19 protein-coding genes are annotated in these 17055 nt (G+C 75.0%); 15 read left to right on the top strand and 4 right to left on the bottom strand.

Translation table 11 applies throughout. The features are described 5' to 3' along the window. Nucleotides 1-64: 64 nt before the first annotated feature. Nucleotides 65-874 carry an HU family DNA-binding protein gene (locus tag RDV89_RS12605; protein WP_315733402.1) on the top strand — a complete coding sequence of 270 codons (810 nt, stop codon included), beginning with the start codon at nucleotides 65-67 and terminating at the stop codon, nucleotides 872-874. A gap of 4 nt (nucleotides 875-878) precedes the next feature. Here the strand turns inward: RDV89_RS12605 and RDV89_RS12600 are convergent, their stop codons facing one another. Further along, nucleotides 879-1499, bottom strand: coding sequence for a 2-phospho-L-lactate guanylyltransferase (locus RDV89_RS12600; RefSeq protein ID WP_315733401.1), 621 nt, complete (start codon nucleotides 1497-1499; stop codon nucleotides 879-881). 126 nt (nucleotides 1500-1625) lie between these two features. Here RDV89_RS12600 and RDV89_RS12595 point away from each other — a divergent pair, with 126 nt between their 5' ends. Beyond that, nucleotides 1626-2477 (top strand): lysophospholipid acyltransferase family protein, encoded by an 852-nt coding sequence (locus RDV89_RS12595; protein ID WP_315733400.1) that lies wholly within the window; start codon nucleotides 1626-1628, stop codon nucleotides 2475-2477. Then, nucleotides 2474-3475, top strand: a complete 1002-nt coding sequence (locus RDV89_RS12590) for an NAD(P)H-dependent glycerol-3-phosphate dehydrogenase (protein ID WP_315733399.1) — start codon at nucleotides 2474-2476, stop codon at nucleotides 3473-3475. The genes RDV89_RS12595 and RDV89_RS12590 overlap by 4 nt, the downstream gene beginning before the upstream one ends. A gap of 22 nt (nucleotides 3476-3497) precedes the next feature. Here RDV89_RS12590 and RDV89_RS12585 read toward each other — a convergent pair whose 3' ends face one another. Continuing rightward, complete coding sequence (locus RDV89_RS12585) at nucleotides 3498-4613, bottom strand: trans-sulfuration enzyme family protein (protein WP_315733398.1); 1116 nt, start codon at nucleotides 4611-4613, stop codon at nucleotides 3498-3500. A 33-nt stretch (nucleotides 4614-4646) separates the two neighbouring features. Here RDV89_RS12585 and RDV89_RS12580 point away from each other — a divergent pair, with 33 nt between their 5' ends. Beyond that, nucleotides 4647-5768: a D-alanine--D-alanine ligase family protein gene (locus tag RDV89_RS12580; RefSeq protein ID WP_315733397.1), complete on the top strand. Its 1122-nt coding sequence runs from the start codon at nucleotides 4647-4649 to the stop codon at nucleotides 5766-5768. 4 nt (nucleotides 5769-5772) lie between these two features. On the opposite strand, the gene RDV89_RS12575 is transcribed toward RDV89_RS12580, so the two are convergent. After that, nucleotides 5773-6276 (bottom strand): DUF3515 family protein, encoded by a 504-nt coding sequence (locus tag RDV89_RS12575; RefSeq protein WP_315733396.1) that lies wholly within the window; start codon nucleotides 6274-6276, stop codon nucleotides 5773-5775. 78 nt (nucleotides 6277-6354) lie between these two features. On the opposite strand from RDV89_RS12575, the gene RDV89_RS12570 reads away from it, so the two are divergent. Then, nucleotides 6355-7368, top strand: coding sequence for a thiamine-phosphate kinase (locus RDV89_RS12570; protein WP_315733395.1), 1014 nt, complete (start codon nucleotides 6355-6357; stop codon nucleotides 7366-7368). A gap of 113 nt (nucleotides 7369-7481) precedes the next feature. Here the strand turns inward: RDV89_RS12570 and rpmB are convergent, their stop codons facing one another. Further along, nucleotides 7482-7667, bottom strand: coding sequence for a 50S ribosomal protein L28 (rpmB, locus tag RDV89_RS12565; RefSeq protein ID WP_315733394.1), 186 nt, complete (start codon nucleotides 7665-7667; stop codon nucleotides 7482-7484). A 168-nt stretch (nucleotides 7668-7835) separates the two neighbouring features. Here rpmB and RDV89_RS12560 point away from each other — a divergent pair, with 168 nt between their 5' ends. The 10 genes from RDV89_RS12560 (at nucleotide 7836) to RDV89_RS12515 (ending at nucleotide 17055) form a co-directional block, all read left to right on the top strand. Beyond that, complete coding sequence (locus RDV89_RS12560; protein WP_315733393.1) at nucleotides 7836-9605, top strand: DAK2 domain-containing protein; 1770 nt, start codon at nucleotides 7836-7838, stop codon at nucleotides 9603-9605. A gap of 13 nt (nucleotides 9606-9618) precedes the next feature. Continuing rightward, nucleotides 9619-11880: an ATP-dependent DNA helicase RecG gene (locus tag RDV89_RS12555; protein WP_315733392.1), complete on the top strand. Its 2262-nt coding sequence runs from the start codon at nucleotides 9619-9621 to the stop codon at nucleotides 11878-11880. Continuing rightward, nucleotides 11877-12443, top strand: coding sequence for a 16S rRNA (guanine(966)-N(2))-methyltransferase RsmD (rsmD, locus tag RDV89_RS12550; RefSeq protein WP_315733391.1), 567 nt, complete (start codon nucleotides 11877-11879; stop codon nucleotides 12441-12443). The genes RDV89_RS12555 and rsmD overlap by 4 nt, the downstream gene beginning before the upstream one ends. Beyond that, the gene (gene coaD, locus RDV89_RS12545; RefSeq protein WP_315733390.1) at nucleotides 12440-12919 is read left to right on the top strand and encodes a pantetheine-phosphate adenylyltransferase; all 480 of its coding nucleotides are present in this window, start codon (nucleotides 12440-12442) and stop codon (nucleotides 12917-12919) included. Before rsmD ends, coaD begins: the two co-directional genes overlap by 4 nt. A gap of 107 nt (nucleotides 12920-13026) precedes the next feature. Beyond that, nucleotides 13027-13566 (top strand): YceD family protein, encoded by a 540-nt coding sequence (locus RDV89_RS12540; protein WP_315733389.1) that lies wholly within the window; start codon nucleotides 13027-13029, stop codon nucleotides 13564-13566. A gap of 70 nt (nucleotides 13567-13636) precedes the next feature. Beyond that, complete coding sequence (gene rpmF / locus RDV89_RS12535) at nucleotides 13637-13822, top strand: 50S ribosomal protein L32 (RefSeq protein WP_315733388.1); 186 nt, start codon at nucleotides 13637-13639, stop codon at nucleotides 13820-13822. Beyond that, nucleotides 13743-14624 (top strand): ribonuclease III, encoded by an 882-nt coding sequence (gene rnc / locus RDV89_RS12530; RefSeq protein WP_438823278.1) that lies wholly within the window; start codon nucleotides 13743-13745, stop codon nucleotides 14622-14624. Before rpmF ends, rnc begins: the two co-directional genes overlap by 80 nt. Next, nucleotides 14608-15501, top strand: a complete 894-nt coding sequence (gene mutM, locus RDV89_RS12525; RefSeq protein ID WP_315733387.1) for a bifunctional DNA-formamidopyrimidine glycosylase/DNA-(apurinic or apyrimidinic site) lyase — start codon at nucleotides 14608-14610, stop codon at nucleotides 15499-15501. Before rnc ends, mutM begins: the two co-directional genes overlap by 17 nt. Before the next feature lie 65 nt (nucleotides 15502-15566). Then, complete coding sequence (locus tag RDV89_RS12520; protein WP_315733386.1) at nucleotides 15567-15773, top strand: hypothetical protein; 207 nt, start codon at nucleotides 15567-15569, stop codon at nucleotides 15771-15773. A gap of 46 nt (nucleotides 15774-15819) precedes the next feature. Continuing rightward, nucleotides 15820-17055 (top strand): MFS transporter, encoded by a 1236-nt coding sequence (locus tag RDV89_RS12515; RefSeq protein WP_315733385.1) that lies wholly within the window; start codon nucleotides 15820-15822, stop codon nucleotides 17053-17055.

Raw genomic sequence — 17055 nt, 5'->3', positions numbered from 1 at the left:
TAGCGTGCGGCACAGCACCCGCGAGGCACGGGGCCGTCCCGGGGCGCACCGGAAGGAATCGGCAGTGAACAAGTCGCAGTTCATCGACGCGCTCTCCTCGAAGTTCGAGGGCAACAAGAAGGCGGCGGCGGAGGCGCTCGACGCGGTCGTCGACACCATCACCCGCGAGGTCGCCCGCGGGGAGAAGGTCGTCATCACCGGCTTCGGGGCGTTCGAGCAGCGGGTGCGCGAGGCGCGCACCGTCCGCAACCCGCAGACCGGCGAGCTCATCGAGGCGGCCCGCAAGGCGGTCCCGAAGTTCACCCCGGGCGCCGACCTGCGCAACGTCATCTCGGGCGCCAAGCAGCTGCCCGCCGCGACCGTGGGCGTCGCCGCGGACGCGGCGACCGGGCTCGTCGCGAAGGTGACCGGCAAGAAGGCGCCGGCGAGGTCGACCCGGCCCGCCGGGTCCTCCCCGGCCACCGGCTCGGCCGCGGAACCGGCGAGCGAGACGGCGGCGAGCACGTCGCCCGCGAAGAAGGCACCCGCGAAGAAGTCGTCGGCGAAGAAGAGCCCCGCGAAGAAGGCGCCGGCGAAGAAGGCGCCGGCGAAGAAGGCTCCGGCCAAGAAGTCGGCGGGCACCACGACGAAGGCCACGACGGCGAAGACGAGCCCCGCGACGAAGAGCCCGACGCCGGAGGCCTCGGGCACCACGACGAAGAAGGCTCCCGCCAAGAAGTCGTCGGGCACGACCACGAAGGCCACCACGGCGAAGAAGGCCACGGCGAAGAAGAGCCCGGCGAAGAAGGCCCCGGCGAAGAAGAGCCCCGCGAAGAAGGCCCCGGCCACGAAGACCGCGACCGGGACGCCGGCCGACGGCGGCTCGGCGGACTGAGCCCTCAGGCCAGCAGCGCGGCGGTGTGCGGCCCCACGCCACGGGCGGCGGCCGCCGCCAGCGCGGCCGCGTCGTCCACGTCGTGGCGCAGGGTGCCGAGGTCGCCGGGGATGGCGCTGGCCCGGGCCGCGTGGGCGGCCGCGGAGCCCGGCCCGAACGCGGGCGCGAACTCGGCGAGCGGGGCGGCGTACATCGTCGTCCCGGTCCCGTCGGCGTCGGCCACGAAGCAGGGGGCGCCGAGGTCGGTCGCGGCGGCCACGGCCGCGGCGAGGTCGTCGACCGCGAGGCCGGGGAGGTCGGCGCAGAGGGCGACCGGCAGCGCGTCCGGCCAACGGCGCACGGCCTCGGCCGCACCCTGGCGCAGGGTGCCGTTCAGGTCGCCGTGCAGCGGGTCGGGCACGACCACGCAGCCGAGCGCGCGCAGCTCGGCGGCGAAGCGGTGGTCGTCGCAGAGCACGAGCACGCCGACGACCCCGGGGGTGTCCAGCGCGACGGTGGCCGTGTCGAGGGCGAAGGCGGCGGCGAGCGCGCCCCGCAGCTCCGTGCCGACCGCGAGGCGCGACTTGCCGACGGCCGGGGGCTTCACCGGCAGGACGACGGAGGCGGTGGCCGTGGTGGTGGACATGGTGGGGTGATCCTCCCAGCCCCGCGCCGGTGGCCGGAAGGTGACCGGCCGGGCCACCACCTATCCTGCTCCGGGGCCCGGCTCAGGGCCCGTGGGCGACGACGAGACGACGAGGGGGTGCGGGCTGTGGGACTGCGACCGGTGCGACCGCTCGACCAGCCGCGGGGCTGGGCGTACGCGCTGGGCGCGGGGATCCTGAAGCCGACGCTGTTCTCCGCGGTCGGGCATACCTGGGGCGGCGGCGAGCACGTGCCCGCGACCGGGGGCTGCGTCGTCGCGCTCAACCACGTCACCAAGGTCGACCCGCTGTTCGCGGCGCACTTCCTCTACGACCACGGTCGGCTGCCGCGCTACCTCGCGAAGTCCGGTCTGTTCGAGGTCAAGGGCCTCGGCGGCTTCCTGCACGGCGCGGGCCAGATCCCGGTGCAGCGCGAGAGCGCGGGTGCGTCGGCGTACGCGGCGGCCGTCGCGGCCGTGCGGGCGGGGGAGTGCGTCGTGGTCTACCCCGAGGGCACCATCACCCGCGACCCGGACCTGTGGCCCATGACCGGCAAGTCCGGCGCCGCGCGGATCGCGCTGGCTACGGGATGCCCCGTCATCCCGGTGGCCCAGTGGGGCGCCCAGGACGTGCTGGCGCCGTACGCCAGGGCCCCGCGCCTGCTGCCGCGCAAGCACGTCACGGTGCAGGCCGGCCCCCCGGTGGACCTGGCGGACCTCCTGGACCTCGCGGCCGGCCGTGACGGTGCGGGTGGGAACGACGCCGCCGCCCGGGCCAGGGAGGCGACGCACCGGATCATGGACGCCGTCACGCTGCTGCTCGCCGGGATCCGCCACGAGCAGCCGCCGAGCGAGCGGTTCGACCCGCGCGCGGCGGGCGTCAGCGAGTTCGGCCGGCCCGAGGCCGTGCCGCCGTCGGACCCGCCGCGCGAGGCGCGCGGCGAGGACCGCCCGACCACCACCGACGAGGAGAAGGCATGACGAAGATCGCGGTGGCGAGCGCCGGGTCCTGGGGCACGGCGTTCTCGCTCGTGCTCGCCGACGGGGGCAGCGACGTGACCCTGTGGGCACGCCGCGAGGAGGTGGCCGAGCGGATCACGACGCGGCACGAGAACACCGACTACCTGCCCGGCATCCAGCTGCCGCCCAGCGTCACCGCGACCACGGACGCCGAGGAGGCGTTCGCGGGCGCGGACATCGTCGTGTGGTCGATGCCCTCGCAGACCCTGCGCGGCAGCCTCGCCGAGTGGCGCGACCTCGTGCCCCGCGACGCGGTCTCGGTGTCGCTCATGAAGGGCGTCGAGCTCGGCACGGTCGAGCGGATGAGCCAGGTGATCGCCGAGTCGCTGGACGTGCCGAGCCGCCAGGTGGCCGTGATCAGCGGCCCCAACCTGGCCAAGGAGATCGCGCGGCGCGAGCCGGCCGCCTCCGTGGTGGCCTGCGAGGACGAGGAGACCGCGCGCCGCCTGCAGCGGCTGTGCCACACGCCCGCCTTCCGCCCCTACACCTCCACCGACGTCGTCGGCTGCGAGATCGGCGGCGCCTACAAGAACGTCGTGGCGCTCGGCGTCGGGATGGCGGTCGGGCTGGGCTTCGGCGACAACACGACCGCCTCGGTGATCACCCGGGGCCTCGCGGAGACCGCCCGGCTCGCGGTCGCCCTCGGCGCCAACCCGCTGACGCTGATGGGCCTGGCCGGCCTGGGCGACCTGGTCGCGACGTGCTCGTCGCCCCTGAGCCGCAACCGCACCTTCGGCGAGCGCCTGGGCAGCGGGATGACCACCGACGAGATCTACGCCTCGACGCGGCAGGTCGCCGAGGGCGCGAAGTCCTGCAGCTCGCTGCGCGACCTCGCCGAGCGCACCGGCGTGGACGTGCCGATCGCCGAGCACGTCGACGAGGTGGTCGCCGGCAAGATCACCGCCCGCGACATGATGGCGGCGTTCGTGGCCCGCGAGACGAAGGCCGAGTCGGACTGAGCCCCGCCGGGGCCCACGGGCCTCAGGACCAGGCGCGCAGCGCCCGGTCGAGGTCGTCCCACAGGTCCTCGACGTCCTCGATGCCGACCGAGAGCCGCACGAGCGACTCCGGGATCGTCGCGGCCTCGGTCCTCCATCGGCGACGACGCTCCAGGCTGGACTCCACGCCGCCGAGGCTGGTGGCGTACACCCACACCTGCGTGGCGTGGCACAGCAGGTCCGCCGCGCCGGCGCCGCCGGCCAGCTCCACGCCGACGATGCCGCCGAAGCCGGGGTAGCGCACCCGCGTGACGGCCGGGTGGGCCTCGAGGCGGCGCGCCAGCTCGGTCGCGTTCTGCTGCGCGCGCTCGACGCGCAGGTGCAGCGTGCGCATGCCCCGCAGGGCCAGCCAGGTCTCGAGCGTGCCGGGGGTGGCGCCCAGCAGGTCGCGACGCTTCTTCAGCACGTCGTGGAGCTCGTCGTCGCGCACGACGACCGCGCCGAGCAGCGCGTCCGAGTGCCCGGCGAGGTACTTCGTCGCCGAGTGCACGACGATGTCGGCGCCCAGGTCCAGCGGCTGCTGCAGCAGGGGGGTCGCGAAGGTGTTGTCGACCACCGAGTACGCCCCCGCCTCGCGCGCCGCGGCCGTCAGCGCGCGGATGTCCGCGATCTCGAGCGCCGGGTTGGTCGGCGACTCGAGCCACAGCAGCGCCACGTCGTCGTCGAGCGCGGCGCGCACGGCGTCGGTGTCCTCGATGTCCACGAGGCGCGAGCGCGCGCGACCGCGCAGCTGCGCGTCGCCGAGCTGGCCGAGGGTGCCCTGGTACGCGTGCTGCGGGGCCACCACGACCGCGTCGTTGGCGACGAGGTCGAGCACGGTGGCGACGGCGGCGAGCCCGGAGGAGAAGGCCAGCGCGCGGCCGCCCTCGAGCTCGCCGAGGGCCTCCTCGAACGCCGTCCAGGTCGGGTTGCCGTAGCGCCCGTACTCCACGTCCCCGCCCGCCACGTAGGTGGCCGCCATGGTCAGCGGCGTGTTCAGCGGAGCGTCCGGTACGACGGCCGGGCGGCCGGCGTGGACGGCGCGCGTCGCGGGGCGGTGCTGGGGGGAGGTGTCCGGCGTGGGGACCGACACGGTCGGGCGCGGGGCGTCGTCAGGCATGGCCACCAGCGTAGGCCGGTAGGGTCCTGCGCCATGAGCGAGCCCAGTTCCCGCCGTCCGCGGGTCGCCGTCGTGTTCGGCGGCCGGTCGGCCGAGCACTCGATCTCCTGCATCTCGGCGGGCAGCGTGATCGCGGCGCTCGACCCGGAGCGCTACGACGTCGTCCCGGTCGGCATCGCCACCGACGGGCGGTGGGTGCTGGAGGACCCGACGACCAACCGGCTCGAGCTCGGCCCGGGTGGCGCGCTCCCGACGGTGCAGGGCGGGACGGGCGTGCAGATCGTCGCCGGGGACGCGCCCGAGCTGGTCGCCACCGACCCGGGCGAGGTGCCGCCCGTGCTCGGCGAGGTCGACGTCGTCTTCCCGGTCATGCACGGCCCGTTCGGCCAGGACGGGACGCTGCAGGGCCTGCTGGAGATGGCGGGCGTGCGCTACGTCGGCGCGGGCGTGCTGTCGTCCGCGGTCGGCACCGACAAGATCTTCATGAAGCGGCTCTTCGAGGTCGCCGGCCTGCCCGTGCTGCCCTACGTCGCGATCACGCCGCGCGACTGGGCGCGCGACGAGGCGGGCGTACGCCGTCGGGTCGCCGACCTGGGGCTGCCCGTGTTCGTCAAGCCCGCTCGTGCCGGGTCGAGCTTCGGGATCTCCCGCGTCGACGACCTCACCGACCTCGACGCGGCGCTGGACGAGGCGCGTCGCCACGACCCGAAGGTGGTCGTGGAGGCCGCGGCCGTCGGCGCCCGCGAGGTCGAGTGCGGCGTGCTCGAGGGCGAGTCGTTCGGCGACCACCGCACCAGCGAGATCGCCGAGATCCGGGTGACGGGGGACCACCAGTTCTACGACTTCGAGGCGAAGTACCTGCCCGAGGAGAACACGGCGCTGGACGTGCCCGCGGTGCTCGACGAGGCGGTGGCGCGGCAGGTGCGCGAGCTGTCGGTCGCCGCGTTCGAGGCGCTGGACTGCGAGGGCCTGGCCCGGGTCGACTTCTTCGTCTTCCCCGACGGCCGGGTGGTCGTCAACGAGGTCGAGACGATGCCGGGCTTCACGAGCCTGTCGATGTTCCCGCGGATGTGGGCCGCGAGCGGGGTCGACTACCCGACGCTGGTCGACCGCCTGGTGCGCCTGGCCCTGGCCCGCGAGGCCGGGCTGCGCTGAGCGCTCAGGTGCAGGACTCGACCAGCTCCGCGTTTTCGCGGATGGCCGGCGCCAGCGCCACCATCTCGTCGGCCGGTGGGCGCAGCCGCGCCGGGATGCGCACCTGCACGACGGGCTCGTAGCCGATCGTGGTGAGCACGACGTCGGCGGCCGGGTCGAGCGCGGAGCGCTCGTCGACGTACCACTGGACCTCCTCGACCACGTCGCACGGCGAGGTCGGCCCGAAGGCCAGGGGCATCTCGGCGCCGCACACCAGCACGACCACCGGGTCGCCCCACGCCTGCGCGGCGACCCCGGCCGGCTCGACGTCGCGGGTCTCCTGGCCGCCGAGCTCGTCGGGCAGGGCGTCCAGGAGGCCCGTGCACGCCTCCTCGGCCGCTCCCAGGTCCTCGAGCTGCGCGGCGCCCTCGACCGTCACCGTGCCGGCTCCGCACGCCGTGAGCACCAGCAGCGCCGCCGACAGGGGTACGCCGAGCGCGCAGCGCGTGCGGCGGGTGCTGGGACGCATGCGGTCGGCCTCCCGGGTGGTCGTCGTGGCGGGAGGCCCCAGCGTCCCACGGTCGGTGCCGGGTGGTGGGATGGGGCCATGGTGACGTCGGAGGCCGGGTCGGGAGCGGGCGGCACGGGCGCGGGGCTGCTCGCGGACGTGGGGGAGGACGCGGTCGTGGCGACCCTGCTGGAGCGCTTCGCCGCGCTCGGTCCCGCGGCGGGCGAGCCCGACGACGTGCTGGTCGGCCCGGGCGACGACGCTGCCGTCCTGCGCGTGCGCCGCGGCCACGCGGTGGTCTCGACCGACCTGCTGGTGGAGGACCGCCACTTCCGCCGCGACTGGTGCTCCGCCACCGACGTCGGCCACCGCGCCGCCGCCCAGAACCTCTCCGACATCAACGCCATGGGCGGTCGGGCCCACTCGCTCACGCTCGGGCTGGCGCTGCCCTCCGACCTGCCGCTGGCCTGGGTGCGCGAGTTCGCCGACGGGTTCGCGACCGAGGCCGCGCGCGTCGGCGCCCGGGTGGTCGGCGGCGACGTCACGGGCGGCGACCAGGTGGTCGTCGCCGTGACGGTGCTGGGCACCGTCGCCAAGGCCCCCGTGCTGCGCTCCGGCGCGCGACCCGGTGACGTGGTCGCCCTCTGCGGGCGCCAGGGCTGGGCCGCCGGCGGCCTGGCCGTGCTGGGTCGCGGCTTCCGCTCCCCGCGGGTGCTGGTGGAGGCCTACCGGCGCCCTGAGCCGCCGTACGCCGCGGGCCCGGCCGCCGCGGAGGCCGGGGCCACGGCACTGGTGGACGTCTCCGACGGGCTGCTCTCGGACGCGGGCCACGTCGCGCAGGCCTCGGGCGTGCGGATCGACCTGCGCACCGCCGACCTCGAGGTCGCGGAGCCGCTGCACGCCGTCGGGTCGGCGCTCGGGGCGGACCCGCTGCGGTTCGTGCTCACCGGGGGTGACGACCACCCGTTGCTGGGCACGTTCCCCGCCGGCGCGACCCTGCCGGAGGGCTGGCGCGCGGTGGGCGCGGTGCACGAGCTGCGCGTCGACGACACCTCCGCGGTCACGGTCGACGGCGAGGTGCCGGAGGGCGACCTGGGGTGGCGGCACTTCTGAGCCCGCCGGGCGTCGCGCTGGTCGCCAGGCCGGTCAGGAGGCCGTCCGGGGACAGCAGAAGGCCCTCCCGGTCTCGACCGGGAGGGCCTTCGAAGAGCTGCGCAGGCGCAGGGTCAGCGGCTGACCTTGCCGGCCTTGAGGCAGCCCGTGCACACGTTGAGGCGCTTCGGGGTGCCGTCCACCTTGGCGCGCACGCGCTGGATGTTCGGGTCGAAGCGACGCTTCGTGATCTTCCGCGACCACGGCCTGTTGTTGCCGAAGCCCGGCTTCTTGTCGCAGATGTCACAGACGGCAGCCACCGTGAACTCCTGAAGTCGAGATTGAGTCTTGATCGGGTGTCCTCGGTCGGCTGCGGGCACGCAACGTCGACTGAGCAACCACGGAAGAGTAGCCCAGGGGAGCGAGGGGTGCGAATCGACGCCGATGACCGTGCGGGCCGTCGGTCCCGACGACTACCCTCACCCCTCGTGCAGCCCGTCCGCCTCGAGATCGTCACCCGCTTCGTGGACATCGCGGCGGACGCCCTGGCGGACGCGCGCGAGGAGATCGACGCCCTCAACGTCTTCCCCGTGCCCGACGGCGACACCGGCACCAACATGTTCCTCACCATGTCCGCTGCCCGCGAGGCCCTCGGGCAGGCGCTGCGGGACGCCGGCCTGGCGCACATCGCCGGCGACGCGCACGCCGGCGCGCCCGACGTGGAGATCACGCCGGAGCACCTGGGTGCGGCGCTGCGTGCCCTCGGCCGCGGCGCCCTGCTGGGGGCCCGCGGCAACTCCGGGGTGATCCTGGCCCAGATGCTCGGTGCGGTGACGCACCACCTCGAACACGCGGAGCCGGGCGTACGGGCGGCCACCCTGGTGGCAGGCGCCCTCGCGGAGGCCACGCGCGCCAGCTACGAGGCCGTCGGCGACCCGGTCGAAGGCACGATCCTCACGGTCGCCCGCGCGGCCAGCGAGGCCGCCGTCGCGGTGGCCGAGCGCCCCGAGGCGCGCAGCCGGCACGTGTACGTCGCTGCGGCAGCCGCGGCCCGCGAGGCCCTGCAGGCGACGCCCGGTCAGCTCCGGGCGCTGGCCGACGCCGGCGTCGTCGACGCGGGCGGTCGCGGGCTGACGGTCATCCTCGACGCCGCGGAGACCGCGCTGACCGGGCGCCGCCCGCTGCCGGTGCGCACGCAGCTGGGGCAGCACACGATCCCCCTCGCGCGCCCCGCGGGCGAGGCGGCGCCGGGCACCCCGGCGTACGAGGTGATGTACCTGCTGGACCGCTCCACCCCCGAGGCCGTGGCCGGCCTGCGGCGGCGGCTGGGCGGCCTGGGCGACTCGCTGGTCGTGATCGGCCAGGAGGACCTGTGGAACGTGCACGTGCACACGGACGACCCGGGCGCCGCGGTCGAGGCCGGGGTCGAGGCCGGCCGGCCGCACCAGATCCGGATCACCCACTTCGGTGACGAGGCCGCGCACGCCCACCACGACGAACCCGCCGGCGCGGGCCACGACCACGACGGCCACGGGCCGGCGACGGACGGCCACGACCGGGACGCCGCCGACCGGACGAGCCCGTCGGTGCGCCGCACGGGCCGTGCCGTGGTCGCGGTCAGCGCCGGGCCGGGGTTGGAGCAGGTGTTCGCCGACGCGGGCGCCGTGCCGGTGCCGGGTGGCCCGGGCGAGCGGCCCTCGGCCGGCATGCTGCTCGACGCGGTGCGCAGCAGCGGCGCGGCCGAGGTCGTGCTGCTGCCGAACGACCCCGACTCCGTGCGCACCGCCGAGGTGGCGGCGCGCACCGCGGAGGAGGACGGCGACGTGCGGGTCGCCGTCGTGCCGAGCCGCACGCAGGTGCAGGGTCTGGCCGCGCTGGCGGTGCACGAGCCCGGCCGCGGCTTCGGCGCGGACGTGCTGGAGATGACCGCCGCCGTGCGGCACTGCCGCCACGGCGCCGTCACCCGCGCGGCCCGCCGGGCCATCACCACGGCCGGCCCCTGCGAGCCGGGCGACGCGCTCGGGGTCGTGATGGGGGACTTCGCCGTCGTGGGCGAGGACCTGTACGCGGCGGCCGTCGAGGTGCTGACGCGCCTGATGGCGGTCGGCGGCGAGCTCGTGACGGTGGTCGCGGGCGCCGAGGCGGACGGGCTGGCGTACCGGGTCGTACGGTGGGTCGAGCAGACCTACCCGGGCGTCGACGTGGTCACCTACGACGGCGGCCAGCCGCGCTACCCGCTGCTGGTGTCGGTCGAGTGAGCGTGGCGCGCGGATGATCACGTTCGACTCGCCCGTCGAGACCGTCTTCGGCGGCGCCCCCAAGAAGGTCGCGAAGGTCAAGGAGCAGCTGGGCCTCGTCACCGTCGGGGACCTGCTGCGCCACTTCCCGCGGACCTACCTCAAGGTCGGCGAGCTCACCCAGGTCGGCGACCTGGAGAAGGGCCAGCAGCTGACCATCGTCGGGCGGGTCGCCGACACGCAGGTACGCACGTACCGCGACCGCCGCACCGGCCGCACGGCCTACCGCGTCGAGGTGGTCGTGGAGACCGACGGTCCCGCGCTGCGGCTGACGTACTTCGCCCAGCACAAGGGCCTGGCCGGCCACCACGAGAGCCGGCACCGACCCGGCACGCTGGGCGTCTTCCTCGGCCGGGCCGACGTCTTCAACGGTCGCTGGCAGCTGACCAACCCCACGATGGTGCCGCTGGAGACGACGGCGCCGACCACGCAGCGCGACGAGGCCGGCCGGGTCGCCGTCGCGGGCCTGCGCGACCTGTTCCCCGTCTACCCCGCCACGGCGGGCGTGGAGTCGTGGGACCTCCAGGCGGCCGTCGGGTTCGCCCTGAGCGTCGTCGAGGCGCCGGAGGACCCGCTGCCCGAGGACCTGCGGGAGCGGCGTGGGCTCGTCGGGCTGCGGGAGGCGTTCTCGCGGGTGCACCAGCCGGACTCCTACGGAGACGTCCAGCGTGGCCTCGGCCGGTTCCGCTTCGACGAGGCGCTGGTCACGCAGGTCGTGCTCGCCCGCCGCCGGGCGGCGCTGCGCGCGGTGGCGGCGGCCCCGCGCACGGGCGTGGCCCCCGACGGCACGCGTGGCGGACTGCTGGAGGCCTTCGACGCCCGCCTGCCGTTCGAGCTGACCGCGGGGCAGGTCCAGGTGGGCGAGGAGATCGCCGCCGACCTCGCCGCCGACCACCCGATGAACCGGCTGCTCCAGGGAGAGGTCGGCTCCGGCAAGACGCTGGTCGCGCTGCGGGCGATGCTGCGGGTCGTCGACTCCGGGGGCCAGGCCGTCCTGCTCGCCCCGACCGAGGTGCTCGCCCAGCAGCACCACCGCTCGCTGAGCCGGATGCTGGGCGACCTCGCCCAGCCCGGGATGCTCGGCGGGGCGGACGAGGCGACGGGCGTACGCCTGCTCACCGGTTCGATGGGCGTCGCCCAGCGGCGCCCGGCGCTCCTCGACATCGCGTCGGGGGAGGCGGGGATCGTGGTCGGCACGCACGCGCTGCTGGAGGACACGGTCTCGTTCGCCGACCTCGGCCTGGTCGTCGTCGACGAGCAGCACCGCTTCGGCGTCGAGCAGCGCGCGGCGCTCACCTCGAAGGCGGCCACGCCGCCGCACGTGCTGGTGATGACCGCGACGCCCATCCCGCGCACCGTCGCCATGACCGTCTTCGGCGACCTCGAGACCTCCGTGCTCGCCGAGCTGCCCGCCGGCCGCGCCCCGATCCAGTCGACCGTCGTGCCGCTGGCCGACGCGCCGCGCTGGTACGACCGCGTCTGGGAGCGCGTGCGCGAGGAGGTCTCCCGCGGCCACCAGGCGTACGTGGTGTGCCCGCGCATCACGGACGGCGACGCCGAGCAGGGCGAGAGCGACGCGGTCGACCTGGACGCCGAGGGCGAGGCGCTGGCCCCGCCGACCGAGCAGCCCGCGGCGGTGGAGACCACGACGGCCCAGCTCGCCGAGGGCCCCCTCGCGGGCCTGCGGGTCGCCGCCCTGCACGGGAAGCTGCCGGCCGAGGAGAAGGACCGCGTGATGCGCTCCTACGCGGCGGGGGAGATCGACGTCCTCGTCGCGACGACCGTGATCGAGGTGGGCGTCGACGTGCCGAACGCGACGACGATGGTGCTCCTCGACGCCGACCGGTTCGGCGTCTCGCAGCTGCACCAGCTGCGCGGCCGGGTCGGCCGTGGCGGGCTGCCGGGGCTGTGCCTGCTGGTCAGCCGCGCCCAGGTGGGCACCCCGGCCCGGGACCGGCTCGACGCGGTCGCGGCGACCACCGACGGCTTCGAGCTGAGCCGCGTCGACCTCGAGCAGCGACGCGAGGGCGACGTCCTGGGGGCCTCGCAGTCGGGCTTCCGCTCCAGCCTGCGGAACCTGCGGGTCCTGCGCGACGAGAAGACGATCGTCGCGGCCCGCGAGGAGGCGCTCGCACTGCTCGAGACCGACCCGGCCCTGCGCGGCCTGCCGCAGGTCGGCGCGGCCGCCGACGAGCTGGAGGCCTCGGCCAACGCCTCGTTCCTGGAGAAGTCGTGACCCGGATCGTGGCCGGCCGCGCGGGCGGGCGACGGTTGGCGACGCCCAGGGGCGACGCGACCCGGCCCACGTCCGACCGGGTGCGCGAGGCCCTCTTCTCCACGCTGGTCTCGCTGCTCGGCGACGTCGACGGGCTGCGGTTCCTCGACCTGTACGCGGGTTCCGGCGCCGTCGGCCTGGAGGCCTGGTCGCGGGGTGCCACCGCGACGCTGGTCGAGTCGGACCGCCGCACGGCCGGGGTGGTCGCCGCCAACGTGAGGGAGCTGGGCGCCGGCGCGGAGGTCCGCGTCGTCACCGCCGCCGTGGCCACGTTCCTCGAGCGCGGACCGGTCGAGGGGGCCGTCTTCGACGTGGTCTTCGCCGATCCGCCGTACCCGCTGCCCGAGGCCGCGGTGGCCGCCGACCTGGCGGCGCTGGTGGCCCACGGGTGGCTGGCGCCCGACGCCGCGGTGGTCGTCGAGCGGTCCTCGCGCAGCCCGGAGCCGACCTGGCCGGACGGCCTCGAGCGCGAGCTCAGCCGGCGCTACGGCGAGACCACGCTCTGGTACGGTCACGCGCCATGACGCGCGCCGTGTGCCCGGGCTCGTTCGACCCGGTGACGCTGGGCCACCTCGACATCGTCACGCGCGCCGCGCGGCTCTTCGACGAGGTCGTGGTCGCGATCGGCACGAACGCCTCCAAGCGCCGGCTCTTCACCCCCGAGGAGCGCATCGACATGCTCGTCGAGGCCACCGCCCACCTCCCGGGGGTCCGCGTCGAGGGCTTCACCGGCCTGCTGACCGACTTCTGCGCCGAGCAGGGCGCCGAGGCGCTCGTGAAGGGGCTGCGGGGGTCCACCGACTACGAGTACGAGCTGCCGATGGCCCGGATGAACGACCACCTCTCCGGCGTGGAGACCGTGTTCGTGGCGGCGCGGCCGCAGTTCACCCACGTCTCGTCGAGCCTGGTCAAGGAGGTCGCCTCGCTCGGGGGCGACGTCTCCGCCTTCCTCACCCCCGCGGTCCACGAGCGGCTCCTCGCGCGTCTCGCGCAGCGGTGACCTCGGGTTTGGTCCCGTCGGCGGGCGGTGGGTACCATTCCCCGGTTCTGTCTGCCCGTGCGTCGGAAGTGAATACCCTGAACCGCCTGGACCCGAGAGCGCCGCTCGTGCTCGACACACGCGAGCTCGGCCGCCGCCCGGGGTCCCAGCACCAGGTGTCCACCACCGTCCCTGCGCCGGCAGAGCTCGGCATCGAGGTCCTCGGTGTCCCCGAAGGTGCGCCGGTCGAGATCGACCTGCGCCTGGAGGCGGTCATGGAGGGCGTCCTGGTCACAGGCACGGCGCACGCCGTCCTCGTCGGCGAGTGCGTGCGGTGCCTGGAGGAGATCGACGACGAGATGTCGGCGGACTTCCAGGAGCTGTTCGTCTACGACGACGGGAACGCGGACGCCGAGGCGGACGAGGAGCTCGACGTCCGGCGGCTCGTGGACGACCTGGTCGACCTCGAGCCGATGCTGCGGGACGCGGTGGTGCTCGCACTGCCGTTCCAGCCGCTGTGCTCCGAGGACTGCCCGGGGCTGTGCACCGAGTGCGGTGCGCGGCTCGCGGACGACCCGGAGCACGGGCACGGCGAGCCGATCGACCCCCGGTGGGCCGGTCTCGCCGAGCTGAAGGACGCCGGCTCCTCCGGGACCGGCGAGAACTGAACGTCCGGGGCGCAGAGCGTCCCGTCAGGTGCCGGCGGACCCCCGTCGGCCAACGAAACAGGAGTGAGAAGTGGCTGTCCCGAAGCGGAAGATGTCGCGCAGCAACACGCGTCACCGTCGGTCGGCGTGGAAGGCGTCCGTGCCGTCCCTCGTGACCTGCGTGAACCCCGCCTGCGGTGCCCAGCACCTGCCGCACCGCGCGTGCGGCAACTGCGGCCAGTACGGCGCGAAGGCGAGCCGTCGCCAGGTCCTCTGACCCGGCACGACTCCTCACGCTCGTCGTCCTGACCGAGTACGCAGACCTCCGGGCAGCGCTCGGGGACCCTCACCTGGTCCCCGAGCTGCTGGACCGCGCGCTGACGCACCGCTCGTACGCGTACGAGCACGGCGGCCTCCCGCACAACGAGCGCCTCGAGTTCCTCGGGGACTCGGTGCTGGGGATCGTCGTGACCGAGACGCTGTACGAGGCGCACCCGGACCTCTCCGAAGGCCGCCTCGCCAAGCTGCGGGCCGCGGTCGTGAACGCGCGCGCCCTGGCGCAGGTCGCCCGCGGCATCGGACTGGGCGAGAACATCAAGCTCGGCCGGGGCGAGGAGGCCACCGGTGGTCGTGACAAGGCGTCGATCCTGTCCGACTGCCTGGAGGCCGTGATCGGCGCCGTGCACCTCTCCGGCGGGATCACGGTCGCCGCCGACGTCGTGCACCTCCTCTTCGACCCTCTGATGGAGGCCGCCGCCGCGCTGGGCGCCGGCCTCGACTGGAAGACGTCGCTGCAGGAGCTGGGCGCGGAGCGCTCGCTCGGCGTCCCGGAGTACCTCATCACCGACGAGGGCCCGGACCACCTCAAGACCTTCACGGCGCGGGTACGCGTCGGCGAGGGCGTCTACGGCCACGGCGTCGGGCGCTCCAAGAAGGAGGCGGAGCAGCAGGCCGCGCAGACGGCGTACCAGGAGCTGGTCGCCGCGCTCGAGCCCGCCGAGACCGCGGTCACCGAGCCCGCCGAGCCCGCCGCCGAGACCGCTGCCACCGAGCCGACCGACGGTGCCGGAGCTCCCTGAGGTCGAGGTCGTCCGCGCGGGCCTCGAGCGCCACGTCGTGGGCGCCACGATCGCCGCGGTCGAGGTCCTCCACCCCCGTCCCGTCCGCCGCGACCCCGGCGGACCCGCCGGCTTCTCCGACGCCCTGCGGGACCGGCGCATCGTCGGGGCCCGGCGCCGCGGCAAGTACCTGTGGCTGCCGCTCGACAACGGCGACGCCCTCACCGCCCACCTCGGCATGAGCGGCCAGATGCTGGTCCAGCCCGCCGCAGCCCCGGACGAGCGGCACCTGCGGGTGCGCTTCCGCCTCGACGGCGCCCCCGACGGTGGGCCCGACGGCACCGGTGCCACCGACCTGCGCTTCGTGGACCAGCGGATGTTCGGCGGCGTCGCGGTCAGTGTCGGCGGCGCGGACCTCCCGCCCGAGATGGCCCACGTCGCCCGCGACCCGCTCGACCCGGACTTCGACGACGCGGCGTTCGTGGCCGCGGTCCGGCGGCGCGCGTCGGCGGTCAAGCGGATCCTGCTCGACCAGACGGTGGTCTCGGGGGTCGGCAACATCTACGCCGACGAGGCGCTGTGGCGCAGCCAGATCCACGGCGAGCGACCGGGGCAGCGGCTGCGGCCGGTGCAGGTGCGCTCGCTGCTGACCGAGGTCCGCGCGGTGATGGCGGAGGCGCTGGCGCAGGGCGGGACGTCGTTCGACGCGCTCTACGTCAACGTCAACGGCGAGTCGGGCTACTTCGACCGCTCGCTCGACGCGTACGGCCAGGAGGGTCGGCCGTGCCGGCGGTGCGGGACCGCGGTGCGGCGGGTCGCGTTCATGAACCGCTCCTCCTACTTCTGCCCCCGCTGCCAGCCGGTCCCGCGTCGGATTGACCGACGCGCGGCCGGGTGAGACATTTGACGACGGCCCATTCCGGCCACCCCACCCACCACGCACTTTTCTCCGGAGGAACGTCCATGGCCAAGGCGCTGATCGGCTACCTGAACAGCGACCTGCGGGTTCCCTCGGGGCTGGCGGTCGACAACGCCCGCCTCCGCGCGCGTGTCAGCGACCTCGAGGCGCTCGTGCTGCGTCTCCAGGCCGAGAACGACAGGCTGGCCGCCGCGCACGCCGCCGTGCTCCTCGACCTCGAGGACGCCGCGAGCGAGCTGCAGCCCGCCTGAGCCTGATCGCCCGCACGCCCGCACCCCCTGCGGCGCGGGTGCCCCCATGCGCAGCATCTCGGAGCTCCTCGCCCCTGCGCGCCTCGGCCCGGACTTCCGCCGGCTGCTCGGCGCCTTCTGGACCGCGAACCTCGCCGACGGCGTCATGCTGGCCGCCGGCCCCCTCCTCGTCGCGTCGCTGACGCGCGACCCCTTCCTGATCGCCCTCGGCGCCGCGACGCAGCACGCCGGCTGGGTCGCCTTCGGCCTGTACGCCGGGGCGATCGCCGACCGGGTCGACCGCCGGCTCCTGCTGATGGTCACCAACGTCGTGCGGGTGGCCGTGCTCGTCGTGCTGGCGACCGCCATCACCACCGGCTGCGTCTCCGTCGCCTGGGTGCTGCTCAGCCTGCTCGCGCTCGGGATCGCGGAGTGCTTCACGGACACCACCGCCTCGACCCTGCTGCCGATGCTCGTCGCCAAGCGGGACCTCGGCATCGCCAACGCCCGCGTGATGGTCGGGGTGATGACCATCAACCAGCTGGGCGGCCCGCCGCTGGGCGCGGCGCTGTTCGCCGCGGGTGCGTACTGGCCCGTCGTCACGCAGGCCGTCTTCCTCGCCCTCGTCGTTGTGCAGCTGGGACGGTTGCGGTTGCCGCCCCGGGCGCCGCGCGAGCCGGGGTCCACCTCGCTGGTGCGCGAGGTCGTCGAGGGCGTGCGCTGGCTGGCCGGGAACCCTCCGGTGCGCACGCTGGCGCTGGCCATCCTCATGTTCAACCTGACGTTCGGCGCCACCTGGAGCATCCTCGTGCTCTACGCGACGCAGCAGCTGGGGCTCGGCGAGATCGGCTTCGGCCTGCTCACCGCCTGCGCCGCGGTGGGCGGTGTCGTCGGGGCCTCGGTGTACGGCCGGCTCGAGCGCCGCTTCGCCCTCGGGTCGATGATGCGGCTCGGGCTGCTCTACGAGACCCTCCTGCACGGGCTCCTCGCGATCACGACGATCCCGGCGGTCGCCGGGGCGCTGCTCGTGCTGTTCGGCTTCCAGGCGTCGGTGTGGGGGACCACCTCGACCGCCGTGCGCCAGCGCGCCGTGCCCCACCGGATGCAGGGCCGGGTGACCAGCGTCTACCTGCTCGGCGTGCGCGGCGGCATCGTCGTCGGCGCGCTCGCGGGCGGAGCGCTGGCCCAGCTGGGCGGGGTACGCCTCACCCTCGCGGTCAGCTGCGTCGGCTCGGCGCTGATCCTCGCGCTGATCTGGTCCTGGCTTCCCCGGATCGCCCACGCCGACAACGACGAGGACTAG

Source organism: Nocardioides imazamoxiresistens, from assembly GCF_032378595.1.
Lineage (GTDB): Bacteria > Actinomycetota > Actinomycetes > Propionibacteriales > Nocardioidaceae > Nocardioides > Nocardioides imazamoxiresistens.
The sequence above is the reverse complement of the archived record's forward strand: the minus strand, read 5'-3'. Positions and strand labels throughout refer to the sequence as shown.

Excerpts from the sequence above, each read along its gene's own strand:
- RDV89_RS12575 (WP_315733396.1), bottom strand. The coding sequence starts at position 6,276 with ATGCGTCCCAGCACCCGCCGCACGCGCTGCGCGCTCGGCGTACCCCTG.
- RDV89_RS12555 (WP_315733392.1), top strand. The coding sequence starts at position 9,619 with ATGATCACGTTCGACTCGCCCGTCGAGACCGTCTTCGGCGGCGCCCCC.
- RDV89_RS12515 (WP_315733385.1), top strand. The coding sequence starts at position 15,820 with ATGCGCAGCATCTCGGAGCTCCTCGCCCCTGCGCGCCTCGGCCCGGAC.
- RDV89_RS12585 (WP_315733398.1), bottom strand. The coding sequence starts at position 4,613 with ATGCCTGACGACGCCCCGCGCCCGACCGTGTCGGTCCCCACGCCGGAC.
- RDV89_RS12600 (WP_315733401.1), bottom strand. The coding sequence starts at position 1,499 with ATGTCCACCACCACGGCCACCGCCTCCGTCGTCCTGCCGGTGAAGCCC.
- RDV89_RS12590 (WP_315733399.1), top strand. The coding sequence starts at position 2,474 with ATGACGAAGATCGCGGTGGCGAGCGCCGGGTCCTGGGGCACGGCGTTC.
- RDV89_RS12580 (WP_315733397.1), top strand. The coding sequence starts at position 4,647 with ATGAGCGAGCCCAGTTCCCGCCGTCCGCGGGTCGCCGTCGTGTTCGGC.
- coaD (WP_315733390.1), top strand. The coding sequence starts at position 12,440 with ATGACGCGCGCCGTGTGCCCGGGCTCGTTCGACCCGGTGACGCTGGGC.
- RDV89_RS12570 (WP_315733395.1), top strand. The coding sequence starts at position 6,355 with ATGGTGACGTCGGAGGCCGGGTCGGGAGCGGGCGGCACGGGCGCGGGG.
- RDV89_RS12520 (WP_315733386.1), top strand. The coding sequence starts at position 15,567 with ATGGCCAAGGCGCTGATCGGCTACCTGAACAGCGACCTGCGGGTTCCC.